Genomic DNA, 25,788 nt, shown 5'->3' on the forward strand with positions numbered 1-25,788 from the left:
GTGACCAATCGTGCCAATGTTGCAATGCGGCTTCGTCCGCGCGAACTTTTCCTTGGCCATGGCTCTTAACTAGGTCCTGCGGTGGCTGAATGACACGAAAGGCGATCGACGGGTCGACGGCGCGGCGCCTGTTTAGAACCGGCGGACGGCATTTTGCAAGCGGCGTCCCGCGGGACGCCGTCGCATGTCCCGACGAGACGCCTCAGGCGGCGTATGGAGCGGGTGAAGGGAATCGAACCCTCGTCATCAGCTTGGAAGGCTGTTGCTCTACCATTGAGCTACACCCGCAGGTCGGATCGGACGGTGGTGGAGGGGGTTGGATTCGAACCAACGTAGGCTGAGCCAACGGATTTACAGTCCGTCCCCTTTAACCACTCGGGCACCCCTCCACGGTCTGATCCGTCCAGGCTGACGCCGAGACGATCAGCGAACGCATGAGCCTTGCGACCTGCTTTCGCGGGGGGTGCTTTAGGGGGCCGCGCAGGGTCCTGTCAACCGCTAAACGCGCAGGCTCGGTCCAGACCGGGGATCACGCCGCATCGACCGCGACCACCCCCGGCACCGTACGCAGGGCGCCCGCGATCTGGGGCGACACCCGGTACCGTCCCGGCAGGCGAATCTCGACCTCCGTCGCGCCTTCCTCCAGCACCAGAACCACGTTGACCTCGCCGTCTCCGCCCGGCTGCAGCCGCCGCGCGACCGCCTCGAGCGGCTCCGGCTCCCGCAGGAAAATCCGCACCGACCGCGACAGTTTCTCGGCGGCCTGGTCGAGAGGTTCGACGCCTTCGAGACGCAGGCGCACGTCGTCGCCCTCGACCGCCGCGCTGACCGAAACGATCACCGGAGTGTTCGGCTCCAGCAGATCGCGGTGCAGCGCGAGGCCCTCGGAGAAGATCACCGCCTCGTAATGCCCGCTCGGATCGGACAGCGTTACGATTCCCATGCGGTTTCCGGTCTTGGTCTTGCGCTCCTGGCGCGTCAGCACCGTCGCCGCGAGCCGCCCTCCGGTCGCGCCCCGCTTCGCCGCCGCGACGAAGTCCGCATAGCGTTGGACCCTCAGCTTCTCGAGCAGAGGCCGATAGTCGTCGAGCGGGTGGCCGGACAGGAAAAAGCCGATCGCCTCGTATTCACGCTTCAGCCGTTCGCCGGTCGACCAGCTCTCGTGGGCGGCGGGCCGAATCGGGTCAGCCGCCGCGCCGAACATGTCCGACTGCCCGACCTCGGCCGAATCGCGCGTGCGCGCGGCGATCGCCATGATCGATTCGACGCAGGCGAGCGCGCGCGCCCGGTTCGGCTCCAGCGCGTCGAGCGCGCCCGCCTGGATCATCTGCTCCAGCGCGCGCTTCGGCAGCGCCCTCGGGTCCAGCCGGCGCGCGAAATCGGCGACATCGGCGAAGCGCCGCTCCCTGCGCTCAGCAACGAGCCCCGCGACGGCCTGCCCGCCGACGCCTTTCAGCGCCGCGAGCGCATAGAGAATCGCGCCGTCCTCGACGTCGAAAGCGACCGACGAGCGGTTCACGCAAGGCGGCCTGACCTCGATGCCGAGCCTCAGCGCCTCCTGCCGGAACTCCGCCAGCTTGTCGGTCGAGCCCATGTCGAGCGTCATGGACGCCGCCAGAAACTCGACGGGGTAGTTCGCCTTGAGATAGGCCGTCTGGTAGGCGACCAGCGCGTAAGCCGCCGCATGGCTCTTGTTGAAGCCGTAGTCCGCGAACTTCGCCAGCAGGTCGAAGATGGTCGAGGCGTCCGCCTTGCCGATGCCGTGCTCCACCGCGCCGGACACGAAGCGTTCGCGCTGGGCGTCCATCTCGGAGCGGATCTTCTTGCCCATGGCGCGCCGGAGCAGGTCCGCCTCGCCGAGCGAATAGCCCGCGAGCGACTGCGCCGTCTGCATCACCTGCTCCTGGTAGATGATGACGCCGAAGGTCTCCCCGAGAATCGGGGCGAGTTTCGGATGCGGATATTCGGGTTTCTCCAGCCCGTGCTTGCGGGCGCAGTAGACCGGGATGTTGGCCATCGGCCCCGGACGGTACAGCGCGACGAGGGCGATGATGTCCTCGAAGCGGTCCGGCTTCATGTCGGCGAGCGCGCGCCGCATGCCGGCGCTTTCCAGCTGGAACACGCCGACCGTCTCGCCGCGCGACAGCATGGCGTAGGTCGCCTCGTCGTCGAGCGGGATCTTCTCGAGATCGACCGACACGCCGCGCCGCTTGAGCAGGTTCACCGCTGTCGTCAGCGTGGTCAGCGTCTTCAGCCCGAGGAAGTCGAACTTCACGAGGCCCGCCGGCTCGACCCACTTCATGTTGAACTGGGTCACCGGCATGTCGGAGCGCGGGTCGCGGTAGAGCGGCACCAGCTCCGAAAGCGGCCTGTCGCCGATCACGATACCGGCCGCGTGGGTCGAGGCGTGCCGGTACAATCCCTCGAGCTTCAGCGCGATGTCGAGCATGCGCCCGACCTTCTCGTCCTCCGTCCGCGCCTCGGCGAGCTTGGGCTCGTCGACGACCGCCTGCTTCAGCGTGACCGGATTCGCCGGGTTCTGGGGCACGAGCTTGCAGAGCTTGTCCACCTGCCCGTAGGGCATCTCCAGCACGCGGCCGACGTCGCGCATCACGCCGCGCGCCTGCAGCGTGCCGAAAGTGATGATCTGCGCGACGCGGTCGTGGCCGTAGCGATCCTGGACGTAGCGGATCACTTCCTCGCGCCTGTCCTGGCAGAAGTCGATGTCGAAGTCCGGCATCGAGACGCGCTCGGGGTTCAGGAAGCGCTCGAACAGCAGGCCGAACCGCAACGGGTCGAGGTCGGTGATGGTGAGCGAATAGGCCACCAGCGAGCCGGCGCCCGAGCCGCGGCCGGGACCGACCGGAATGCCCTGATCCTTCGCCCACTTGATGAAGTCCGACACGATCAGGAAGTAGCCCGGAAACTTCATCCGCTCGATGACGCCGAGCTCGAAGGCGAGACGCTTCTCGTAGTCCTCGACCGCCAGGCCGGGAGCCGGCCCATGGGCGGCGAGGCGGGCGGCGAGGCCCGTCTCCGCCTGCCGGCGGAGTTCGAACGCCTCGTCGGCCGCCTCCCCGTCCCCGACTGTGAACCGCGGCAGAATCGGCTTCATCGTGCGCGGGCGGTGCGAACAGCGCCGCGCGATCTCGACCGTGTTCGCCGTCGCCTCCGGCAGGTCCGCGAACAGGGCCACCATCTCGGCGCGGCTCTTGAGGCCGTGCTCGGGCGTCAGTTGCCGGCGCTGCTCCTCCGCCAGGAAGCGGCCTTCGGCGAGGCAGATCAGGGCGTCATGGGCCTCGTGATCGCTTCGTTCCGCGAAACGGGCGCCGTTCGTCGCCACGAGCGGCAGGCCGCGGGCGTAGGCGAGATTGACGAGCGCGCTTTCGACCGCCCGCTCGCTCGCGAGCCCGTGGCGCTGCAGCTCGACATAGAGCGCATCGCCGTAGAGCCCCGCCAGCCGGTCGAGACGCGCCGCCGCGATGTCCTCGACGCCGTCCGACAAGGCCCGGTCGACGGGTCCTTCCGGACCTCCGGTCAGCGCGATCAGCCCGTCGCGATGCGCCTCGAGCATCGCAAGCGTGGCGTGCGGCCCCTCGTTGACGTCGCTTTCCAGAAAGGCGCGGCTGCCGAGGGCCATCAGATTGCGATAGCCCATCTCCGACCGCGCCAGCAGAATTATGAGCGGGCGGCGCGTGTCGCGACCGGGACGACCGGGTCGCTCCTCCCGGTCCGCGAACTCCACGTCGAGCGCCATGCCGACGATCGGCTGGACGCCCGCCCCCGCCAGCTTCTCGGAAAATTCGAGCGCCCCGAACAGGTTGTTGTCCGTGAGCGCGACGGCCGGCATCCGGTCGGCCTTGGCGACGGCGGCGAGCTTCGCGATCGTCAGCGCGCCTTCGAGCAGCGAGAACGACGAACGCACATGCAGATGGACGAAACCGGGTTCGTTCTTCAGTCCGCTCGCGCTCATCACCGCCTCCCGACTGCGGCCATCCTACTCCCGGCCGCCGCGGGCCGAGGCGCGGAGTTCACGTCGGTCCACAGACTTTCGCTCCGTCAGACCGCGCTGAGGACGTCCGCCCACACCAGCAGCGCTCCCATGAACAACGCCACGGAGCCGAGTTCGAGAGCCCCTCCGACGATCGCGCGGGTGGTGGTCCAGACCATGACGCAACTCCTGTTTGAACTTGTTATGTTCTTTTTTTGTTCCTTGTTGCGCCGATGTCAAACGGAAACGGTCTGGTGTCTGCAGCAGGGTTAACGAATGTCAGGCGTCGACGAGCACGCCGTCCCGGAGGGTGATCCTCCGGTCGAGCGTCGCCGCGAGCTCGAGATTGTGCGTCGCGACCACGGCGGCGAGCCCGGACGCGCGGGCGAGCGCGGTCATGGTCTCGAAGACATGCGCGGAGGTGCCCGGGTCGAGGTTGCCGGTGGGCTCGTCGGCGAACAGCAGCCGCGGAGCGTTCGCGACCGCGCGCGCGATCGCCACCCGCTGCTGCTCGCCGCCGGACAGCTCGGCCGGGCGGTGCGACAGGCGCGCGCCGAGGCCGAGATAGGCGAGCAGTTCGGAAGCGCGCCGCTTCGCCTCGGCGGCGGCGAGCCCCCGGATGAGCTGCGGCAGCACCACGTTCTCGAGCGCGGAGAATTCGGGCAGCAGGTGGTGGAACTGGTAGACGAAGCCGACCTGGTTGCGGCGGAGCGCGGTGCGGGCGGCGTCGTCGAGCGCCGCGGTCGGGCGGCCGTCGAGATAGACTTCGCCCTCGTCGGGACGCTCCAGCAACCCGGCGACGTGCAGCAGTGTCGACTTGCCGGTGCCGGACGGCGCGACCAGCGCCACCACTTCGCCGGCCTGAAGCGTCAGCGAGGCGCCGGAGAGCACTTCCAGCGCTTCGACGCCCTGCCGATAACGCCTGACGACGCGGTCGAGCTCCAGCAGCGGCGCTGGCGCTTCGGCGTAATCCTCGTTCTCGACGACGCCATACTCGGTCATTCGTAACGCAGCGCCTCGACAGGATCGAGCCGGGCCGCCCGCCAGGACGGATAGAGCGTAGCGATGACGGACAGCGCCATCGCCATGAGCACCACCGTCGCCGTCTCGCCGACGTTCGGGTCGGCCGGAAGCCTGCTCAGGAAATAGATCTCCGGGGAGAACAGCTCGGTGTTGGTGACATAGGCCATGAAGGCCCGGATCGCCTCGATGTTCCAGCACACGATCATGCCGAGCGCGAAGCCCGCGAGCGTGCCGACGACGCCGATGCTGGCGCCGGTGATCAGGAACACCCGCATCACCGCGCCCGACGTCGCGCCCATGGTGCGCAGGATCGCGATGTCGCGGCCCTTGTCCTTCACCAGCATGATCAGGCCGGAAACGATGTTCAGCGCCGCCACCAGCACGATCAGGGTGAGGATCAGGAACATGACGTTGCGCTCGACCTCGAGCGCCGAGAAGAAGGTCCTGTTGCGGTCGCGCCAGTCGAGCAGATAGACGGACCGTCCAGCCGCCTGTTGCAGCAGCGGTTTCGCGGCCGCCACCTGATCGGGATGGTCGAGATAGACCTCGATCGCGGAAGCGTCGTCCTCGCGGTTAAAGTAGGCCTGGGCTTCGGCGAAGGGCAGGAACACGAAGGCGGCGTCGTATTCCGACATGCCGATCTCGAAGATCGCGGCGACCCGGTAGCTCTTGATCTGCGGCGTGACGCCCATAGGCGTCACCGCGCCTTTCGGCGTGACGAGCTGGAGCGTGTCGCCGGCGCGCAGGCCGAGCTGGTCGGCGAGGCGTCGGCCGATCAGGACGCCCTCGCCGTCATCGAAGCCTTCGAGCGTCCCGTCCCGGATCGTGCGCGAGACGAGCTGGAGCTTGCCGAGATCCTGCGCCCGCAGGCCCCGAACCAACACGCCGCCCGACGCCGACGGCGAGGAGGCCAGCGCCTGCCCCTCCACCAGCGGGATGACGAACTTGACGTCCTTCACCTTTGAAAGGCGTTCGGCGACCTCGGCGAAGTCCGTCAGCGGCCCGTCGATCGGCTGCACCACCACATGGCCGTTGATCCCCAGGATCTTGGTCAGCAGCTCCGTCCGGAACCCGTTCATCACCGCCATGACGATGATCAGGGTCGCGACGCCGAGCGTGATGCCCAGGAAGGAGAAGCCGGCGATGACCGAGATGAAGCCTTCCTTGCGGCGCGCCCGGAGGTAGCGGCCGGCGATCATCCATTCGAACGGCGCGAACGGTCGCGTCGAGCCGGCCGGTTCCATGGACGTCGCCATTCCGGCGGTCAGCGGGAGAGCGCGGCGAGCGCCGATTCAGCGCTCAACTGCTCGGGCGCGGAGGAGCCGCGGCGCTTCAGCTCGACCATGCCGGAGGCGAGCCCCTTCGGCCCGACGACAAGCCGCCACGGCAAGCCGATCAGGTCCATGGTCGCGAACTTCGCGCCGGCGCGGTCGTCGGTGTCGTCGTACAGCACGTCGAGCCCCAGACCCTTGAGTTTCGCGTAGAGATCCTCGCACGCCGCGTCGCAGGCCGAATCGCCGGGCTTGAGGTTCACGAGCCCGACCCTGAACGGGGCGACCGCATCCGGCCAGATGATTCCGGCGTCGTCGTGGCCGGCTTCGATGATCGCCGCCGCGAGGCGCGACGGGCCGATGCCGTAGGACCCCATATGCACCGGGACGTCCTTGCCGTCCGGGCCGGTCACATAGGCCTTCATCGGCTCGGAGTACTTGGTTCCGAAGTAGAAGATGTGGCCGACCTCGATGCCGCGCGCGGCGAAGCGGCGATCCTCCGGCAGCGCCTCGAAGGCGGCGAGGTCGTGCTTCTCCTCGGTCGCGGCGTAGAGGCTGGTCCAACGGTCGACGATCGCCTGCAGGCCTTCGGCGTCGTCGAAATCGACGTCCGCGCCGGGGGTCTCGAAGTCGAGATAGTCGTTGTGGCCGAACACCTCGCTCTCGCCGGTCTTCGCCAGAATGATGAACTCGTGGCTGAGGTCTCCGCCGATCGGGCCGGTGTCGGCCTGCATCGGGATCGCCTTCAGGCCAAGCCGCGCGAAGGTCCGCAGGTAGGCGACGAACATCCGGTTGTACGAAGTCTTCGCCGACGCCTGGTCGATGTCGAAGGAGTAGGCGTCCTTCATCAGGAACTCGCGCGAGCGCATCACGCCGAATCGCGGCCGCCTCTCGTCACGGAATTTCCACTGGATGTGGTAGAGGTTCTTCGGCAGATCCTTGTGGGAGCGGACGTTCGCGCGGAAGATCTCGGTGATCATCTCCTCGTTGGTCGGACCGTACAGCATCTCCCGGTCGCGCCGGTCCTTGATGCGCAGCATCTCCTTGCCGTAGGCGTCGTAGCGCCCGCTCTCGCGCCAGAGGTCGGCGAGCTGGATCGTCGGCATCAGCAGCTCGATCGCTCCGGCGCGATCCTGCTCTTCCCGCACGATTTTCGTGATGTTGTTCAGGACCTTGAGGCCGAGCGGCAGCCACGCGTAGATGCCCGCCGCCTCCTGGCGGATCATGCCCGCCCGCAGCATCAGCCGGTGCGAGACGATCTCGGCCTCCTTCGGCGCGTCGCGCAGGATCGGCATGAAGTAACGGCTGGCACGCATTGGTCGGGAGGCTCCGGAGGACGGCGGCGCAAGGCCTGAAACGTGGCCGCGCGAGGCCGGAACGAAACCCGATGCCCCCCGAAAACACAAGCCCTGATGGGCGCTTCCGACAGGGGCTTCGCGCGCTGGGCAAGCCGGCGGCGACGAGCTGTGTGTCTCACGCACTTTTTTTCGGCGCCGCATGCTCAGGATGATGACAAGCGCGAGACGGCAGGCTAACGTGACCAAATAAAGAGGGCCTTCCGGTTCCGTTGCCAGACCGGAATAAACATCGGTCCAAGTCTTGGGAGGAAGTCCGTTTGGCGGTCCGCAAGGTCGGAACGCCATGAGGAAGCGCCGAAGTCCCGCACCGCTCGCGGCGCTTCGCAAAACGGACACGAACGAGGAACTCGAAAGAAGCAGAGCTCCAGCTCTGCTTTTTTTTGCGCTTTTTTTGGGCAGCGCGCGGCTTAGACGCCCCCTCGCCCATGGCCCTCCGGAACGGGCGAAGGCGGGTTAACCCGGCCCGTTCGGGTGAACGCCGGGTTCATTTCCGTGAAACGTTCACCCGCCGCCGCGCTCTTCACAGCGCAACGGGCGGCGGGCGCCCCACGGCTTTGGATGGTCCGGTCGAGCCGGATCATGACGACGCGTTTCCGGCGCGCAGGGGCAGGACGCAGGAGCACGGCCGTCCGGCTCCCGCGGAGGGCCGTTGGGCCTTGATCGCGAACGAAGCCTTCCCGACCGGAAAGGATCGCGCCTTCACGCGGGCGTCCAAGTCTTTGACAGGGCGCTTCACGACCAGATCGCGGCCCGCGGCGCAGAGCCTTACGGTTCGCGTCGTTCAGCGGCCGGCGTCAGGCGTCGAGCGCGCGCAGGCTGGCGAAGCGCCGGCGCAGGCCCTCGACGCGGCCGGGCTCGATCCGGACCACGACCTCGGTCGCGCCGTCGTCGGCGGGGCGGCGCTCCAGCACGTCGCAGTGCCGGAACAGCCAGTTGACGCCGGCGCCGTCCTCTGGCGCGACCCGCACCTCGACCGTCTCGCGCTTCGCCGACAGCCGCCGCTCGACGGCGGCGAGCAGGACGTCCTCGCCCTCGCCCGTGAGCGCGGAAACCGGCACGGGCCGCGCGTCCGGGTCGCGCCGGGCCGCGGTCGCGGCCAGGGTCTCGCGCGCCTCGGGGGCGAGCCGGTCGATCTTGTTCCAGACCTCGATCACGCGGGCGCTGTCGGCCGGATCGATCTCGAGCTCCTTCAGCACCGCGGCGACGTCCGCCCCCTGCGCCTCGGCGTCCTCGTGGCTGATGTCGCGCACATGCAGTATGACGTCCGCCTCGATCACCTCCTCCAGCGTGGCGCGGAAGGCGGCGACGAGCTGGGTCGGCAGTTCGGAGATGAAGCCGACCGTGTCGGACAGGATGGCGTGGGCGCCGTGCGGCAGCGTGATCGAGCGCAGCGTCGGGTCGAGCGTCGCGAACAGCATGTCGGCCGCGACCACCTCGGCGCGGGTCAGCCGGTTGAACAGGGTCGACTTTCCAGCGTTGGTGTAGCCGACCAGCGCAACCACCGGATAGGGCACGCGTTTCCGCCCCGCCCGATGCAGCCCGCGCGTGCGCTTCACCTGTTGCAGCTCGCGCTCGATCTTGAGAATCCGCTCGGTGATCATCCGGCGGTCGGCCTCGATCTGGGTCTCGCCGGGGCCGCCGAGGAAGCCGAAGCCGCCGCGCTGGCGCTCCAGATGGGTCCAGGAGCGGACGAGCCGGCTCTTCTGCCAGGTGAGATGGGCGTGCTCGACCTGGAGCGTGCCTTCCTTGGTGCGGGCGCGGCGGCCGAAGATCTCGAGGATCAGGCCGGTGCGGTCCAGCACCTTGGCGCCCAGCGCCTTCTCGAGGTTGCGCTGCTGCACCGGCGTCAGCGCCGTGTCCACGACGACGAGCTCGATCTCCTCGGCCTTCACGAGGCCCGCGAACTCCTCGACCTTGCCCTTGCCGATGAAGGTGGAGGGCCGCACCGCCTGAAGCTGGACGAGCTTCCGCTCGCGCACGTCGAGGTCGATGGCGAGCGCGAGGCCGACCGCTTCTTCCAGCCGCGCCTCGGGCGCGCGCACGGCCTCGTCCGCGGAACGGCGGCCGAGCACGGGCGTGATGACCATCGCCCGCGTCAGGTCGGCGCGCCGGGTCACGAAGCCCCGCTCGCGCTCCTGCGCGGGGCCGTCATGCGAATCGTCGAAGTCTTCCGTCGCCATGCGTCTCGCTTTCCGGCCGGACCGCCCGGCCGGGGCGGCGTCAGCGTCCGCCGCGAACCGGCGGCTCGGCGTCGTCCTCGGGCTCGAACAACTGGATCGGGTGGCCCGGCATCACGGTGGATATGGCGTGCTTGTAGACGAGCTGCGAGTGGCCGTCCCGCCGAAGCAGCACGCAGAAGTTGTCGAACCACGTCACGACGCCCTGAAGCTTGACGCCGTTGACGAGGAAGATCGTCAGCGGGACCTTGTTCTTGCGGACGTTGTTGAGAAACGTGTCCTGAAGATTCTGAGCGCGCTCGGCCGCCATGTTGTTCTTCTTCCTTGTAAAGGCTCAACCGACAGCAAAGGCCAGGGCTTTCCGCCGGCTGTCCCATTCTGGAGCGACCCGCGTTCTCTTTTTCTGAGCCGCCCCGATGCTGCGTCCGCGGGCGCTGGACGCCCACGTCTCCTTATTAAGGGCGCCCCGCCGCCGTTTCGCAAGAGCGTGATCGTCGCAACGGGCCGCTCCCCTCGCCGGCCGGCGCATCCGGCCGCCGCCGCGCGCTGCCCCCCGGAGCGACGTTCTTTCGTCGTCAGCGTCGAGAACGTCCGCAAGGACAGCGACGCGATCGATTTATCAGATTGACGCCATCGGCCGGTTCGTCTGATCTGCGAGATGGTCACCAGATGAATATCGGCACGCCCATGGACAAAGAGCGCCGCATTATCGATGCGGAGCCGGGCCGGACGCGCACATTCCGTTTCGGTCCGCCGTTGATCCTGGGACTTGCGATTTTTTTCGCGTGTCTCTTCGGCGTCTACACGCGACCTGTCGGCTTTCTGGCCAATTTTTGGCCCGCGAACGCCATCATGCTCGGACTTCTGATCCGCATGCCGCGCTCGGCGACCGCCGCGGGATGGGTCGCATCCGCCGCGGCCTACATGGCCGTAGACCTCCTTACCGGGTCGTCGCTCGTCAAGGGGTCGATCCTAAACGGCGCGAATCTCGTCGGCGTCGCGGCGGGGTATTTCGTCTTCCTGCAGCTTCCGGCCGGCGCGGCGCGCCTTCAGGACCCCGCTTCAATGCTGCAACTGGTTCTCGCGGCCGCGGCGGGAGGGCTGGCGGCCGGGATCGTCGGGGGCGCAGCCAATCCGATCCTCTTCGGCGGGGGCGTGGCCAGCGGCTTCATGTTCTGGTTCGCCACCGAGTTCGTGAACTACCTCACCGTCCTGCCCGTCATTCTGGCTTTCCCGTCCCTGGGCGGGGCGGGGGTCGCGCGGATCACGTCGGGGCGGCTGTTCCGCAAACCGGACCTCGCGCCCATGACGGCGTTCGCGCTCGCATGCATCGCCGGCGTCTGGATCGGCGGGCCCGGCGCCATCGTTTTTCCGGTGCCGGCGTTACTCTGGTGCGGCCTCGTCTATCCGGTGTTCGCCACCACCCTGTTCACCCTGCTGTTCGGGGTCTGGACCCTCGTGGTCGTTTCGACCGGCTATGTCCCGGGTCCCGTCGAGCACTATGACGAGATGACCCTCATCTCCATAAGGTTGGGCGCGTCGCTGGTCGCGCTCGCCCCGGTCATGCTGGCGAGCGTCATGCGGAGCCACCGCGCTCTTCTCGCGGACCTCGAGCGTCTCGCGAGCCGCGATCCGCTGACGGGCGTGGAGAACCGCCGCGCTTTCCGGGAGCTGGCCGCCGGCGTCCTAGCGAGCGCCGGGCGGTCGTGCGCCGTGATGATGATCGACCTCGATCACTTCAAGGCGGTGAACGATCGTTACGGACACGCCGGCGGAGACGAGGTGCTGATCGCCTTCACGCGGCGCGCGCGCGAATGTCTGCGGCCCGGCGATCTGATCGGCCGACTGGGCGGGGAAGAGTTCGCAGTGCTGGCGCGGGACTGCTCCAGTTCGGAGGCCTGGCGCATCGCCGAGAGGGTTCGTCTCGCGGTCAGCCGACCGCTTACGGTCCGCGACGGCCGCGAGGTGAGGACGACCGCCAGCATCGGGGCCGTCTTCGTGCCTCAAGGCGCCGGCGTCTCCGTCGACGCCTTGCTGGCGGAAGCGGACGCGCTGCTCTACCGGGCGAAGGAAGCCGGCCGCGACCGGGTCGTCTGCGGGTCTTTCAGCCCTCGGCCCGCCTCACCGGGCGGCCCGGCCGACGCGAGCGGCCCTACTCCGCTTGTGTCGTAGCAGGGCCGCTCGGAGAAGGTTGGCGCGGGCGGCGCGCGGACCGCCCCTCGCCCGCCGGCTCATCCCGCCGCGCGGGCGGCGAACTCGTGGAACCGGCGGCGCAGCTCCAGCGCGACCGGGCCGGGCCGGCCGTCGCCCACGGGCGATCCGTCGATCGCGACCACCGGCGTGACGATCGCGGTCGCGGCGGTGTTGAAGGCCTCCTTGGCGGCCTTCGCCTCCTCGACCGTGAAGGCGCGCTCCTCGACCCGCATCTGCAGCTTCTGCGCGGCCTCCAGCACGGTGGCGCGGGTGACGCCGCGCAGGATGCCGCTTTCGGCGGGGCGGGTCACGATGACCCCCTCCCCGGTCACGATCCAGGCGTTGGTGGAGCCGCCCTCGGTGACGCGGCCGTCGGCGTCCACGTACCAGGCCTCGCGCGCGCCGGCCTCCTTCGCCTGCTGCTTGACCAGCACGTTCGGCAGCAGGCCGATGGTCTTGATGTCGACCCGCGGCCAGCGGTTCTCGGGCGTGGTGATGACCTTGACGCCGGCCTCCGCCGCCGCGTTGACCTTGGCCCGGTCGATCGAGCGCGCGGTGACGACCAGCGCCGGCGCGGTGTCCGGGGCCGGGAAGTAGTGGTCGCGCCGCGCGACGCCGCGGGTGACCTGCAGGTAGACGATGCCGTCGCGGACGCGGTTGCGCCGGATGGTCTCGCGCAGCACCAGCTTCAGCGCCGCCTCGCCCATGGGCGCCCGGATCGCCAGCTCCCGGAGCGAGCGCCACAGCCGCGCGAGATGGCGCTCCTCGTCGATCAGCGCGCCGTCGCGCACCTCGCAGACCTCGTAGACGCCGTCGGCGAACTGGTAGCCGCGGTCCTCGATGTGGACGGCGGCGTCGGCGTGGGGGACATAGCGGCCGTTGACGTAGGCGATGCGGGACATCGTTCAGGTTCCGGACGGTTTAGGAAAAAGCGTCATGGTCCGGCTTGAACGGACCATCCATCGCGCCATCGCGTTCCACGTCGAAGATGGGCCCTCCGGTCAAGCCGGAGGACGACGGCGCATTCTGCGTAAAAGCGGTCACCCGATCCCGAGCGCCTTGAGCTTGCGGTGGAGCGCCGAGCGCTCCATGCCGATGAACTCGGCGGTGCGGGAGATGTTGCCGCCGAAGCGGCTGATCTGGGCCAGCAGGTACTGCCGCTCGAAGATCTCCCGCGCCTCGCGCAGCGCGAGCCCCATGAGCTGCTCGCCGCCCTCGCCCCGCGGCATCGGCGGCACCATGGCGCCGATCTCCGACGGCAGCATGTCGGCGGTGACGACCGCGTCGGGCGCGCCGCCGGCGAGGATCATCAGCCGTTCGACGTTGTTGCGGAGCTGGCGGACGTTGCCCGGCCAGTCGTGGCTCTGCAGCACCGCCATGGCGTCCTCGCCGATGGCGCGCTTCGGCAGGCCTGTGGTGGAGGAGATCTGCTCGAGGAAGAAATCGATCAGCTCCGGGATGTCGTCGCGCCGCTCGGCGAGGCCGGGCACGCGCACCGGCACCACCGCGAGCCGGTGGAAAAGGTCCTCGCGGAAGTTGCCCTCGGCGATCTCGTTCTCGAGGTTGCGGGACGACGACGAGATGATGCGCACGTCGACCGAGACGCGGGTCGTGCCTCCGACGCGGGTGAAGGTCTGCTCCACCAGCACCCGGAGGATGCGGTTCTGGGTCTCGCGCGGCATGTCCGCGACTTCGTCGATGAACAGCGTGCCGCCGTGAGCCTCCTCCAGCGCGCCGATCTTGCGCTGTCCGTTGACGCCCTCGACGCCGAACAGCTCCTCCTCCATCCGCTCCGGCGTGATGGCGGCGGCGTTGATCAGCACAAACGGGCCGCCGGCGCGGGCGGAGGCGTTGTGGATGGTGCGGGCCGCGAGCTCCTTGCCGGAGCCGGAGGGCCCCGCGATCAGGATGCGGCTGTTGGTGGGCGCCACCCGCTCGATCGCGCCACGGAGCTGGTTCATCACCGTGGACCGCCCGACGAAGCGGGTCGGGTGCGCGGAGCCGCGCTTGAGGTCCCTGAGCTCGCGCTTCAGCCGGTAGGCCTCGAGCGCGCGCTGGGCGATCAGCACCAGCCGGTCGGCCTTGAACGGCTTCTCGATGAAGTCGTAGGCGCCGTTCTTGATGGCGGCGACCGCGGTCTCGATGTTGCCGTGGCCCGAGATCATCACGATCGGCAAATCGGGGTGCTGGGCGTGGATGATGTCGAGCATCTCGAGGCCGTCGAGCTTGGAGCCCTGCAGCCAGATGTCGAGGAAGACGAGCTGCGGCCGGCGCTTCTCGATCTCGGCCAACGCCTCGTCCGAGTTGCGCGCGGTGCGCGTGCCATGCCCCTCGTCCTGAAGGATGCCGGCGACGAGTTCGCGGATGTCGGCTTCGTCGTCGACGATGAGGATGTCGGTCGCCATGTTCGGGCTCGAGCTCTCCGGTCGATTGGGGGTTCAGGCGCCGCCGGCGCCGCGGGGGGACGCGACCACGGACGCTTCGGCTCCGGCGCGGGCCGGGAACCAGAGCCGCACCATCGCGCCGCGGCCGCCCGAGGCGACGCCCGGCGCGTCCTGCAGCTCCACGCCGCCGCCATGCTCCTCCATGATCTTGCCGACGATGGCGAGGCCGAGCCCCGTGCCTTTTTCACGCGTGGTCATATAGGGCTCCAACAGCCGCTGTCTGTTCTCGACCGGCAGTCCGGTCCCGTTGTCGACCACCTCGATCACGGCGAGGTCGCCGTCGCGGCGCACGGAGACGTCGATGCGGCCTTCGCCGCGGACGTCCTCCGGCACGGCGTGCACGGACTCGGTGGCGTTCTTCACGATGTTGGTGACGGCCTGGCTGATCAGCCGGCGGTCGAAGCGCGCGATCGCCGGCTCGTCGGCGCCCGACAGCTCGATGCGGATGTCGGGATAGCCGACGCGCATCATGAACACGCCCTGCTTCACCACCTTGGCGAGGTCCTCCTCCTCGATCGTCGGCTTCGGCATGCGCGCGAAGGAGGAGAACTCGTCGACCATGCGCTTGATGTCGTCGACCTGGCGGATGATCGTGTCGGTGCACTGGTCGAAGACCTCGCGCTCCTCGACGATGACCTTGCCGTACTTGCGGCGGATGCGCTCGGCGGAGAGCTGGATCGGCGTCAGCGGGTTCTTGATCTCGTGGGCGATGCGCCGGGCGACGTCGGCCCAGGCCGAGGTGCGCTGCGCCGCGACCAGCTCGGTGATGTCGTCGAGCGTCACGACGTAGCCGTGCTCCTCCGCCGAGGAGGTCTCGGTCGTGAAACGCACGTTGACGGTGCGCTCGCGGCCCCCGCGCATGATCGTGACCTGGCCCTGCACCAGCCGCTGCGCGCCGCCGACGGCCGCCTCCACCAGCGGGCTCAACTCCGGCGCCGCCTCGCCGAGCGGCAGGCCGAGCAGCCCGGCCTCGCGCGCGCCGAGCAGCTTCTCGGCGGTGCGGTTCATCAGCGTGACGCGGCCCGACGGATCGATGCCGATCACGCCCGCGCTCACGCCCGCCAGCATCGCCTCGGTGAAGCGACGGCGGCTGTCGATCTGCTCGGCGGCGTCGACCAGCTCGTTGCGCTGCGAGCGCAGCTCGGAGGTCATCTTGTTGAAGGTCTCGGCGAGGCCGCCGAGATCGCCGCCCTGCTTCCGCTTGACTGGCACCTGGACGTAGAGATTGCCCTGGCTCACCTGATCGGCGGCCGTGATCAGCCGCCTGATCGGCGACACCAGCCGGTTGGCGAAGGCGAGCCCGAACCAGATCGCGGCCAAGAGCAGCGACAGCGCGACCACGAGATAGAGCAGCGCGAAGGTCGCCTGGATACGCGGCCGCCGTAGCGTCAGCGCGGAATATTCCTCCGCGCCCTGCTCGACGAGACGTAGATAGCTGTTCGCCCGCGGGTCGACCGGCCGCGCCACGAACAGGATCAGGTCGTCATAGGCCGAGAGCTTCAGGACCGCGCCGATGGCGTTCTGCCGGCCGGGCGCGAGCAGCGTCGGCTCATCGGCGGCGGCGCCCTGCACGTCCACCAGCGGCGGCCGCGGGAACTCGCGGCCGATCTTGATGGCGGCGCGCTCGACCACCGTGCCGTCAGGGCGCATGAGCTGCGCCTCCGGCAGACCGCGGATCGTGGCCTGCGCCGTGAAGAACTCCACGAAGCGGGCGCGGTCGTTGTCGAACAGCGGGCGCGCGCGGTTGACGTCGTTCGCCATGGCGAGGATCTCGCCGCGGATCGAGCGGGCGTGCTCGTTGAGATAGGCCCGCGCGACCACCAGCGAGTTGTCGACGATCTCGCGCACGCGGGTCGAGAACCAGCTGTCGAAGCCGCGGTCGAGCGTCACCACCGCGAAGATCGCGAGCAGCGCCGCGGGCGTCACCGCGACGATCGAGAACAGCCCGACGAGCCGGCCGTGGATCTGGGACCCCGCCTGCCCGCGCCGCCGCGCGATCCAGAAGGCGCGCGCCTCCCACAGGATGATCAGCAGCAGCAGGCCGACGAAGGAGGCGTTGACGTAGACCGCGATCCGCGTCGCCTCCTCGGTCGGCTCGATGTCGAACCGGCCGGTGAGCACCACGAAGGTGACGAGCGCGGAGAGGAGCGCGGCGACCACGCAGACCGGACCGAGCACGCCCGGCCCGCGCCGTTCGGGCGCGACGATCGGCAGGTCGTGTGCTGCGGCGGGCGTGTCGCTCGGCATTGCCACTCGTTACGACGGAGGCGCGGTCATGGCGGCCATCGGCCGGGCGGCGCTCTCCCCCGATCGCGAGTCGCCGTTCCGCGTATGATGCAACGGAAGCACACTGTTGTACAAATGCGACAACTTCGCGGCGCGGCCGGCTGTGGACAGCGGCGCGGCGGGACCGTCCCCCTGCCCCCCAAAGCCGGAAGACCTGGGGTCACCGGCGTACTCCCGACCGGAACTCCGGGTTCCCTCCCCGGGACGCCGGCTCGCGGCCGCAATCCAAGTCTTATCGCCCCTTTCTCGCCGCCATATCCGAGACTAAACCCACCATCCGAAGTCTACTCTGCCGAGACATACAAAACTGTGATCGCCTACCGATCGACAGATCGTGACCTGTGAACTATATTTTTCTGGCATGGTCACGAACGACTGACTCGCTATCGAAATTGTAGCCCCCGTTGCGGCGGGCGCGCGTTCGTCATGCTTCCACGAACATCGCCCAGAATTTTAACGCGCCATTTCGGCGCGGCGACGGCGCTCGCGCTGTCGTCCTTTGACGCGGAGAACGAAAGAGATGGAATCCCAGGACCGCCAGGCGATCGACGGGCTGTTCAACCGCCTCGACGACGTCGACCGGCGCAGCCCGCCGAAGGATGCGGAGGCGGACGCCCTGATCCGCGAGCGCGTCTCGTCCAATCCCAACGCGCCCTATCTGATGGCGCAGACCATCGTGATGCAGGACCACGCGCTCAATCAGGCGCAGCAGCGCATCGAGGAGCTGGAGCGGCAGGCCTCCGAACGCCCCGCCGGCGGCGGCGGCTTCCTGTCCGGCCTGTTCGGCGGCGGCTCCCAGGCGCCGCGGCCGGCGGCCGCGCCTCAGAGCGCGCCGGGCCGTTCGGCCCTGGGCTCGCCGATGGGCGCCCCCATCGGCGCTCCAACCGGCGCTCCGGCCGGGTCGCCGTGGCAGGGCGCGGCCGGACAGGCGGCGGCGCAGCCCAGCCGCGGCGGCGGCTTCCTCGCCGGCGCGGCGCAGACCGCGATGGGCGTCGCGGGCGGCGTGCTGATCGGCAACGCCATCGGCTCCATGTTCGGCGGCGGCGGAGAGGCTCAGGCGGCCGAGGCCCCGGCTGCGGCGCCCGCTGAGACGCCGGCGGCGGAGCCCGCGGCGGCCGAACCCGTGGCGGACGACAGCGGCGGCGGCGTCTTCGACTCGTTCTTCGGCGGCGACGACGAAGCCATCTGACGAAAACGTTATCGCCCGGCGGCGCGGCTCCCCCGCACGCGCAGCCGGGCGTGCTACGCTTCTGTGTCTTGCCGTCGCGCCCAACAGGACCTGATGCCTTCGTCCGATCCTTCGAGTATCGCGGCCGCCGCGCTCAGCCGTAATGGCGGGCCGCGGGGGCCAAAGCTTTCCGAAATCCTTTTCGGCATCGCCAACGACACAAGCCGTGACCGCGTCTCGGTCGCCGATCTTCTCGCCGTCATGCAGGACCGCGCGGTCGGCACGCTGATGTTCGTGTTCGCGCTGCCGAACGTGCTGCCGACCCCGCCCGGCACCTCCGCCGTGCTCGGCGCGCCGCTGATCTTCCTGACCGCGCAGCTCGCGCTCGGACTGAAGCCCTGGCTGCCCCGCCTGATCGCGGACCGCTCCATGGCGCGCTCCGACTTCGCGGCGGTCGTCAACAAGGCGGCGCCCTGGCTCGCGAAGGCCGAGAGCCTGCTGCGGCCCCGGCTCGGCCGGCTGGTCGAGCCGCCTGCCGAATACGCGATCGGCCTCGTCTGCTTCCTTCTCGCCGTGATCCTGTTCCTGCCGATCCCGCTCGGGAACATGCTGCCGGCGCTCGCGATCTGCCTGTTGTCGCTCAGCGTGGTGGAGCGCGACGGCGTCTGGATCGTGGCGGGGCTCGCGACCGCGGTCGCCTCGCTCGTGGTGATCTGGGGCGTGCTCTACGCCATCGTCACAGGCGTCCTCTTCTTCATCGCCAACGTCTTCAACTGACCTCTCATTGAGAAGGACGGAGCGGCCCCGCGCGGCCGCGCCGAAGCCCCATGCTGTTCGAATGGATCGCCGACCCCGCCGCCTGGGCGGGCCTCGCCACCCTCATCGTGCTCGAGGTGGTGCTCGGCATCGACAACCTCGTCTTCATCGCCATCCTCGCGGACAAGCTGCCTGAGCATCAGCGCGACAAGGCGCGGCTGCTCGGCCTGTCGCTGGCGCTGATCATGCGCCTGATCCTGCTGGCCTCGATCTCCTGGATCGTGACGCTGACCGAGACGCTGTTCACGGTCCTCGGCTCGGAGATCTCGTGGCGCGACATCATCCTGATCGGCGGCGGCCTGTTCCTGCTGTTCAAGGGCACGATGGAGCTGCACGAGCGGCTCGAAGGCGCGACCCACGACAAGCAGCGCGGCCCGGCCGACGCGGTGTTCTGGCAGGTGATCCTGCAGATCATCGTGCTCGACGCGGTGTTCTCGCTCGACAGCGTCATCACCGCGGTCGGCATGGTGCAGCACCTTTCCATCATGGTGATCGCGGTGGTGGTCGCGATGGGCGTGATGATGGTGGCCTCGAAGCCGCTGATGGCCTTCGTCGGCCGTCATCCGACCGTGGTGATCCTGTGCCTCGGCCTGCTGCTGATGATCGGCTTCAGCCTCGTGGTCGAGGGCCTCGGCTTCCACATCCCGAAGGGCTACCTCTACGCCGCGATCGGCTTCTCGATCCTGATCGAGGCCTTCAACCAGATCGGCCGGCGCAACGTCCGCCGGCGGATCACCACCGCGGACCTGCGCGACCGCACCGCCGACGCGGTGCTGCGCCTGCTGCGCGGCGGGCGTCAGGAGAACGCGAGCGACGCCCACGCCGAGGTCGCGGCGCTGTCGGAGGCCGGCGGCGCGGCGTTCTCGCCCGCCGAAAGCTCGATGATCGAGCGCGTGCTGACGCTCGGCGACCGCTCCGTCCGCTCGATCATGACGCCGCGGCGCGACGTGGTCTGGCTCGACGTGGAGGCCGACCTCGCGACCTCGCTGCATGCGATCCGCCAGAGCGGGCGCTCGCGCTTCCCCGCCTGCCGCGCGGACGTGGAGCAGGTGGTCGGCGTGGTGCACGCCAAGGACCTGATCGGCGTGGAGGCCGGCGGCCTCGGCGCCGCGGCCCGCGAGCCGCTGTTCGTCATCGAGACGATGCCGATCCTGAGCCTGCTCGAACGCTTCCGGGAGTCGACGATCCACATGGCGATCGTGGTCGACGAGCACGGCGTACTGCAGGGCCTCGTCACGCCGACCGACATCCTGACCGCGATCGCCGGCGCGCTGCCCGAGCGCGACGGCGACGAGACGCCCGACGCGGTGCTGCGGGAGGACGGGTCGTGGCGGCTCGACGGCGGCATGCCGGTCGACGACGCCGAGCGCGCGCTCGGGCTGCGCGGCATGCGCGACGCCGGCGACCACGAGACGGTGGCGGGCTTCGCGCTCAGCGTGCTCGGGCGGCTGCCCGAGAACGGCGAGAGCTTCGACTGGGGCGGCTTCCGCTTCACGGCGCGGGACGTCGACGGCCGGCGGATCGGCGGGCTCGAGGCCGCGGCGATCTCCTGACCGCCGCGGCCCTCAGCGCGTCAGGCGCACCACCTGGACGTCGAGGTCGCGGATCTTCTTGCGCAGCGTGTTGCGGTTCACGCCGAGCAGCTCCGCCGCCTTGATCTGGTTGCCGCGGGTGGCGGCGAGCGCCGCCGAGATCAGCGGATACTCCACCTCGCGCAGGACGCGGTGGTAGAGGCCCGGCGGCGGCAGGCCCTCGCCGAACTCCGAGAAGTAGGCGGTGAGGTGGCGCTCGACCGATCCGGTCAGCGTCTCGGCGCCGGCGGCCTCGTCGCCGATGCTGCTGGCCGGCGGCTGCGACAGCTCGGAGTCGATGATCGAGGCGCCGATCGTCTCCTGCGGGTAGAGCGCGGCGAGCCGGCGGATCAGGTTCTCGAGCTCGCGGATGTTGCCCGGCCAGCGGTAGCGCTTCAGGCGGTCGAGCGCGGCGCTGTCGATCTGCTTCGGCGGCAGGCCCTCGCGGGCCGCGAGCGTGAAGAAGTGGCGCACGAGGTCCGGCACGTCCTCGGCGCGCTCGCGCAAGGGCGGCAGCCGCAGCGGCACCACGTTCAGGCGGAAGAACAGGTCCTCGCGGAACAGGCCCTGCTGGATCAGCAGCCTGAGGTCCTTGTTGGTGGCCGCGACGATGCGCACGTCGGTCTTGATCGCGGTGCGGCCGCCGACGGTGGTGTACTCGCCCTGCTGCAGCACGCGCAGCAGCCGGGTCTGCGCCTCCATCGGCATGTCGCCGATCTCGTCCAGGAACAGGGTGCCGCCCTCGGCCTGCTCGAACCGGCCGGAGGAGCGCGCCTGCGCGCCGGTGAAGGCGCCCTTCTCGTGGCCGAACAGCTCGGCCTCGATCAGGTCGCGCGGGATCGCCGCCATGTTGATCGCGACGAACGGGCCGGAGCGGCGCTTGCCGTAGTCGTGCAGCGCGCGGGCGACCAGCTCCTTGCCGGTGCCGCTCTCGCCCGAGATCATCACGGTGAGGTCGGTCTGCATCAGGCGCGCGAGCACCCGGTAGATGTCCTGCATCGCGGGCGAACGGCCGACGAGCGGGATCTCGTCGTTCTCCGGCTCGTCGTTGCGGCGCGGGCCCCGGCCCTTGGGCTCGGTCAGGGCGCGCCCGACGATGCCGATCAGCTCCTTCAGGTCGAACGGCTTCGGCAGGTACTCGTAGGCGCCCTTCTCCGACGCGCGGATCGCGGTCATGAAGGTGTTCTGCGCGCTCATGACGACGACCGGCAGCTCCGGCCGGGCCTTCTTGATGCGCGGCAGCATGTCGAAGGCGTTTTCGTCCGGCATGACGACGTCGGTGATGACGAGGTCGCCGTCGCCCTGGCTGACCCAGCGCCAGAGGGTCGCGGCGTTGCCCGTCGAGCGGACCTCGTAGCCGGCGCGGCTCAGCGCCTGGCTGAGAACGGTCCGGATCGCGGCGTCGTCGTCGGCGACGAGGATGCTGCCCTGCGGCATGGACGTGTCAGCTCCTTGCGCGACGGCTCTCGCCGCCGGTGAACATCGGCATCAGCACGCGGAACGACGTCCGGCGCGGTTGGGATTCGCATTCGATGATGCCGCCATGAGCGCCCACGATCTTGGCGACGAGCGCGAGCCCGAGGCCCGATCCCGTGGGCTTGGTGGTCACGAACGGGTCGAACAGGTGCGGCAGCAGGTCGTCCGGCACGCCGGGGCCGTTGTCGCGCACGGTGAACTGCAGCGGCAGGCTCACGCGGGCGGAGGAGCCGGGCACCGACAGTCGCACGCCGGGCCGGAAGGCGGTCGAGAGCATGATCTCGCCGTCGGACGCGTCGCCGATCGCCTCGGCCGCGTTCTTCACGAGGTTGAGGAACACCTGCACGAGCTGGTCGCGGTTGGCGAACACCGGCGGCAGCGACGGGTCGTAGTCCTCGACGATCCTCAGGCCGCGGGCGAACCCGGTCTGCGCGATGCGCTTCACGTGCTCCAGCACGGCGTGGATGTTGACCGCCTCGCGCTCGATCGGCCGCTCGTCGGAGAACACCTCCATGCGGTCGACCAGCTTCACGATCCGGTCGGCCTCGTCGCAGATCAGGCGGGTGAGCGCGCGGTCGTCGTCGCTCGCGGACTGCTCCAGAAGCTGGGCCGCGCCGCGGATGCCGGAGAGCGGGTTCTTGATCTCGTGCGCCAGCATGGCGGCGAGCGCCGTGACCGAGCGGGCGGCGCTGCGGTGGGTGAGCTGGCGGTCCATCTTGTCGGCGATGGTGCGCTCCTGCAGCACCAGCACCAGGATCTCCGGCTTGTCGTGCAGCGGCGCGACGTGGATGTCGACGATGCGCTCGCCGCCGTTGCGCGGGGTGCCGAGATCGACCCGGTACTCGTTGACCGGCGCGCCGCGTTCGCGGGCCTGGTCGATGAGCTGGATCAGCGGCGAGCCGAACGGCACGAACTCGCGGATGTGGTGGCGGCGGAGCGTGTTGGCGCTCGTCTCGAAGAACGCCTCCGCCGAGACGTTGACGTCGACGATGCGGCCCTCCTCGTCGACGCAGACGACCGGGTGCGGCAGCGCGTTGAGCACGGCCTCGGCCGCGCCGGCCCCGGTCCTCGGACGGTTGGCGCTCACGCTCAAGCGGCGGCCCTCCACGCGAGTTCGTCATAGGCGCGGTCGAGCGCCTCAAGCGCGGCCTCGGCCGTCGGCGCCGTCAGCGTCGCGGCCTTGGCCGCGGCCGGCGCCGGCGCGCCGGCGGTCTCCGCCGCCGCGTCCAGGCTCCAGCCGAGATGCTTGCGGGCGTGCCGCACGCCGGTCTCACGGCCGTAGAGATGCAGAAGGCCTTCGTAATGCTCGCGGGCGAGCGCGCGCTGGGCGTCGAGCGAGGGCGCGGGCCGGACGACGCCGTCGGCCAGGAACGCCGCCACCGCGCCCGGGAACCACGCGCGTCCCTGCGCGCCGCGGCCGATCATCACCGCGTCGGCGCCGGAGGCTTCGAGCATGGCGGGGGCGTGCTCCTCGCGGGTCAGGTCGCCGTTCGCGACCAGCGGGATCGCGATCCGCTCGCGCACGGCGCGGATCGCCGCCCAGTCGGCGTGGCCGTCGTAAAGCTGGGCGCGGGTGCGGCCGTGGACCGTGACCATGGCCGCGCCCTCGGCTTCCGCACGGGCGGCCAGCTCCGGGGCGACGATCGATCCTGCGTCCCAGCCGAGCCGCATCTTCACCGTGACCGGAACCTCGACCGCGGCCACCGTCGCCGCGATCAGGCGGACCGCGAGGTCGAGGTCCTTCAGCAGCGCCGAACCGCCATGGCCGCCGACCACCTTCTTGGCCGGGCAGCCCATGTTGATGTCGACCACCGAGGCCCCCGCCCCGACCGCGACCTTCGCGGCCTCCGCCATCCAGGCGGGGTCGCGGCCGGCGAGCTGGACCACGTGGGTCGCGATGCCGTCGCCCTCGGCGCGCAGGCGGGCCTCGTCGTCGGCGGTGGCGAGTTCGCGCGAGGCGACCATCTCGGACACCACCAGCCCGGCGCCGAGCCGCGCGGCGATGCGCCGGAACACGACGTCGGTAACGCCGGACATGGGCGCCAGAAGGACTGCGTTGGCCGGCAGCACGGCGCCGATGGCGAAGGTTGGGGCGGGCCGCACGGGACGCTTCTGCTCACAAATTAATCTGGAGGGTGTGTGCACACATATTAGACAGTTTTCGATCCGACACAACGTCGCAAACGCATCCGTCCCCTGCGCGCACGACAGGCCGCGCCGGCTCGGCTAGAACGGCGCGTCAGCGAAGCCGCGGCGCCCCGCCGCGCGCCGGGTTTTTGAACGATGGCCTCACAGAATGACGGCGCGCCGCGGGTCGCCGCGGTGATCTGCGCCGCGGGCGGCGGAACCCGGGCCGGAGCCGGCCTGCCGAAGCAGTTCCGCCCGATCGGCCGCGACACCTTGCTCGCCGCCTCCGCCCGGCTGTTCCTCGACCATCCCGCAGTGTCGGACGTGCGGATCGTGATCGGCGCGGAGCACGCCGCGCTCCACGACGCCGCGGTCGCGACGCTTGAGGATTCTGCGCCGAAGCTCGGCGCGCCGGTCCTCGGGGGCGCCAGCCGGCAGGCCTCCGTGCGCGCCGGCCTCGAATCGCTCGCGAGCCGCGCGCCCGACATCGTTCTGGTGCACGACGCCGCCCGGCCGTTCGCGAGCCCCGCGCTGATCGACCGCGCCATCGCCGCCGCGACGGCGCGCGGCGGCGCGGTTCCGGGCGTCGCCGTGGTCGACACGATCTGCGCCGTGGGCGACGACGGCGGCCGGGGCGCGACCATCGACCGCGCCGCCCATCGCGCGCTGCAGACGCCGCAGGCGTTCCGCTACGCAGAGCTCGCCGACGCCCACGCCCGCGCCGCCGCCGCCGGCCGCGACGACTTCACCGACGACGGCGCGCTGTTCGCCTGGGCGGGCCACGCCGTCGCGGTGTTCGAAGGAGAGAGCCGTAACGTGAAGCTGACCACGCCCGACCAGTTCGACGACGCCCTGCTGCGACGCGCCGGCGCCGAGTTCCTCGCCCGCGGCGACGTGCGCACGGGGACCGGCTTCGACGTCCACGCCTTCGGGCCCGGCGACCATGTGGTCATCGGCGGCGTGAAGGTGCCGCACGGCTTTGGCCTCTCCGGCCATTCCGACGCCGACGTGGTCCTGCACGCCCTCACCGACGCCGTGCTCGGCGCGCTCGGCGACGGCGACATCGGCGCGCACTTCCCGCCGTCCGACCCGGAATGGAAGGGCGCCGATTCGGCCCGCTTCCTCGCGGACGCCGTCGCGCGGGTGCGGGCCGCGGGGGGCGTCGTCGCCCATCTCGACGTCACCGTGATCGGCGAGGCGCCGAAGGTCGGCCCGCATCGCGAGGCCATGCGCGCGCGGATCGCCGACATCGCCGGCATCGCGGTCTCCCGCGTCGGCGTGAAGGCCACGACAACGGAGCGGCTCGGCTTCGCCGGCCGCCGCGAGGGCCTCGCCGCGCTCGCCTCCGCCACCATCCGCCTGCCCTTCACGGAGGATTTCGCATGAGCGCGACGCCCTACGATCTGGCGGAAGAGGTTCTCCGCCTCGCGCGCGGCACCGGCCTCACCATAGCCACCGTCGAATCCTGCACTGGCGGCCTCGTCGCGGGCGCCCTGACCGAGGTGCCGGGCTCCTCCGACGTGGTCGACCGCGGCTTCGTCACCTATTCGAACGCCGCCAAGACCGCGCTCGTCGGCGTGCCGGCGGAGCTGATCGCGGCCCGCGGCGCGGTGAGCGAGGAGGTGGCGCGCGCCATGGCGGAAGGCGGGCTCTCCCGCGCCGGCGTCGGCCTGACCGTCGCCGTCACCGGCGTCGCGGGTCCCGGCGGCGGCTCGGCGGAGAAGCCGGTCGGCCTGGTCCATTTCGCGGCCGCGCGCGCGGGCCGTCCCACGCTCCACCGCGAGCGCCGCTTCGGCGATCTGACCCGCGCCGAGATCCGCCGCCTCTCGGTGCTCGAGGCCCTCGACCTGCTGCGCGAGGCCGCCGGCGCGACCGCCGTCGGCTGAG

The 25,788-nt window shown here is 70.0% G+C and carries 18 protein-coding genes and 2 tRNA genes; 6 read left to right on the plus strand and 14 right to left on the minus strand.

The annotated features are described in order from the left end of the window. Positions 1-214 precede the first annotated feature (214 nt). From ACFSCV_RS13125 to hfq, 8 genes are all read right to left on the minus strand, one after another. Positions 215-288: transfer RNA gene (locus tag ACFSCV_RS13125), tRNA-Gly, on the minus strand. A gap of 16 nt (positions 289-304) precedes the next feature. Further along, a tRNA-Tyr gene (locus ACFSCV_RS13130) sits at positions 305-389 on the minus strand. Positions 390-529: 140 nt separating this feature from the next. Beyond that, a complete protein-coding gene (dnaE, locus tag ACFSCV_RS13135; RefSeq protein WP_378800038.1) occupies positions 530-3,973 on the minus strand; it encodes a DNA polymerase III subunit alpha in 3,444 nt (1,147 codons plus the stop codon). 297 nt (positions 3,974-4,270) lie between these two features. Beyond that, positions 4,271-4,993 carry an ABC transporter ATP-binding protein gene (locus ACFSCV_RS13140; protein ID WP_378800039.1) on the minus strand — a complete coding sequence of 241 codons (723 nt, stop codon included), beginning with the start codon at positions 4,991-4,993 and terminating at the stop codon, positions 4,271-4,273. Then, a complete protein-coding gene (locus ACFSCV_RS13145; protein ID WP_378800040.1) occupies positions 4,990-6,270 on the minus strand; it encodes a lipoprotein-releasing ABC transporter permease subunit in 1,281 nt (426 codons plus the stop codon). The genes ACFSCV_RS13140 and ACFSCV_RS13145 overlap by 4 nt, the downstream gene beginning before the upstream one ends. A gap of 8 nt (positions 6,271-6,278) precedes the next feature. Beyond that, the gene (gene proS, locus ACFSCV_RS13150) at positions 6,279-7,601 is read right to left on the minus strand and encodes a proline--tRNA ligase (RefSeq protein ID WP_378800041.1); all 1,323 of its coding nucleotides are present in this window, start codon (positions 7,599-7,601) and stop codon (positions 6,279-6,281) included. Between the two features lie 836 nt (positions 7,602-8,437). After that, positions 8,438-9,823: a GTPase HflX gene (gene hflX, locus ACFSCV_RS13155; RefSeq protein WP_378800042.1), complete on the minus strand. Its 1,386-nt coding sequence runs from the start codon at positions 9,821-9,823 to the stop codon at positions 8,438-8,440. Positions 9,824-9,863: 40 nt separating this feature from the next. Next, a complete protein-coding gene (gene hfq, locus ACFSCV_RS13160) occupies positions 9,864-10,130 on the minus strand; it encodes an RNA chaperone Hfq (RefSeq protein ID WP_271198836.1) in 267 nt (88 codons plus the stop codon). 314 nt (positions 10,131-10,444) lie between these two features. Here hfq and ACFSCV_RS13165 point away from each other — a divergent pair, with 314 nt between their 5' ends. Beyond that, positions 10,445-11,992, plus strand: a complete 1,548-nt coding sequence (locus tag ACFSCV_RS13165; RefSeq protein WP_378800043.1) for a GGDEF domain-containing protein — start codon at positions 10,445-10,447, stop codon at positions 11,990-11,992. Positions 11,993-12,051: 59 nt separating this feature from the next. On the opposite strand, the gene ACFSCV_RS13170 is transcribed toward ACFSCV_RS13165, so the two are convergent. The 3 genes from ACFSCV_RS13170 to ACFSCV_RS13180 form a co-directional block, all read right to left on the minus strand. Continuing rightward, the gene (locus tag ACFSCV_RS13170) at positions 12,052-12,915 is read right to left on the minus strand and encodes a D-amino-acid transaminase (RefSeq protein WP_378800044.1); all 864 of its coding nucleotides are present in this window, start codon (positions 12,913-12,915) and stop codon (positions 12,052-12,054) included. Between the two features lie 138 nt (positions 12,916-13,053). Continuing rightward, positions 13,054-14,418 carry a nitrogen assimilation response regulator NtrX gene (gene ntrX / locus ACFSCV_RS13175; RefSeq protein WP_378800045.1) on the minus strand — a complete coding sequence of 455 codons (1,365 nt, stop codon included), beginning with the start codon at positions 14,416-14,418 and terminating at the stop codon, positions 13,054-13,056. Between the two features lie 33 nt (positions 14,419-14,451). Further along, the gene (locus ACFSCV_RS13180) at positions 14,452-16,704 is read right to left on the minus strand and encodes a sensor histidine kinase NtrY-like (RefSeq protein WP_378800046.1); all 2,253 of its coding nucleotides are present in this window, start codon (positions 16,702-16,704) and stop codon (positions 14,452-14,454) included. A 559-nt stretch (positions 16,705-17,263) separates the two neighbouring features. Between ACFSCV_RS13180 and ACFSCV_RS13185 the strand changes: the two genes are divergently transcribed. The 3 genes from ACFSCV_RS13185 to ACFSCV_RS13195 all read left to right on the plus strand — a co-directional run bounded on the left by ACFSCV_RS13185 (position 17,264) and on the right by ACFSCV_RS13195 (position 20,280). After that, on the plus strand, positions 17,264-17,932 hold the full coding sequence (locus ACFSCV_RS13185; RefSeq protein WP_378800047.1) for a DUF2076 domain-containing protein: 669 nt from the start codon (positions 17,264-17,266) through the stop codon (positions 17,930-17,932). Positions 17,933-18,025: 93 nt separating this feature from the next. Further along, complete coding sequence (locus ACFSCV_RS13190; RefSeq protein ID WP_378800048.1) at positions 18,026-18,688, plus strand: exopolysaccharide biosynthesis protein; 663 nt, start codon at positions 18,026-18,028, stop codon at positions 18,686-18,688. A 50-nt stretch (positions 18,689-18,738) separates the two neighbouring features. Continuing rightward, positions 18,739-20,280 carry a TerC family protein gene (locus tag ACFSCV_RS13195; RefSeq protein WP_378800049.1) on the plus strand — a complete coding sequence of 514 codons (1,542 nt, stop codon included), beginning with the start codon at positions 18,739-18,741 and terminating at the stop codon, positions 20,278-20,280. Between the two features lie 12 nt (positions 20,281-20,292). Here ACFSCV_RS13195 and ntrC read toward each other — a convergent pair whose 3' ends face one another. Genes ntrC through dusB form a run of 3 tightly spaced genes read right to left on the minus strand, consistent with a single transcriptional unit; the run spans position 20,293 to position 23,877 of the window. Then, the gene (ntrC, locus tag ACFSCV_RS13200) at positions 20,293-21,735 is read right to left on the minus strand and encodes a nitrogen regulation protein NR(I) (RefSeq protein WP_271198843.1); all 1,443 of its coding nucleotides are present in this window, start codon (positions 21,733-21,735) and stop codon (positions 20,293-20,295) included. A gap of 7 nt (positions 21,736-21,742) precedes the next feature. Next, entirely contained in the window at positions 21,743-22,867 is a 1,125-nt protein-coding gene (locus ACFSCV_RS13205) for a two-component system sensor histidine kinase NtrB (RefSeq protein WP_378800050.1), read from the minus strand. Then, the gene (dusB, locus tag ACFSCV_RS13210; protein WP_378800051.1) at positions 22,864-23,877 is read right to left on the minus strand and encodes a tRNA dihydrouridine synthase DusB; all 1,014 of its coding nucleotides are present in this window, start codon (positions 23,875-23,877) and stop codon (positions 22,864-22,866) included. The genes ACFSCV_RS13205 and dusB overlap by 4 nt, the downstream gene beginning before the upstream one ends. Before the next feature lie 180 nt (positions 23,878-24,057). On the opposite strand from dusB, the gene ACFSCV_RS13215 reads away from it, so the two are divergent. Beyond that, positions 24,058-25,287, plus strand: a complete 1,230-nt coding sequence (locus ACFSCV_RS13215) for a bifunctional 2-C-methyl-D-erythritol 4-phosphate cytidylyltransferase/2-C-methyl-D-erythritol 2,4-cyclodiphosphate synthase (protein WP_378800052.1) — start codon at positions 24,058-24,060, stop codon at positions 25,285-25,287. Continuing rightward, positions 25,284-25,787: a CinA family protein gene (locus ACFSCV_RS13220; RefSeq protein ID WP_378800053.1), complete on the plus strand. Its 504-nt coding sequence runs from the start codon at positions 25,284-25,286 to the stop codon at positions 25,785-25,787. The genes ACFSCV_RS13215 and ACFSCV_RS13220 overlap by 4 nt, the downstream gene beginning before the upstream one ends. Position 25,788: the final 1 nt, after the last annotated feature.

The sequence above is a fragment of the Methylopila henanensis genome (genome assembly GCF_042681025.1).
GTDB lineage: Bacteria > Pseudomonadota > Alphaproteobacteria > Rhizobiales > Methylopilaceae > Methylopila > Methylopila henanensis.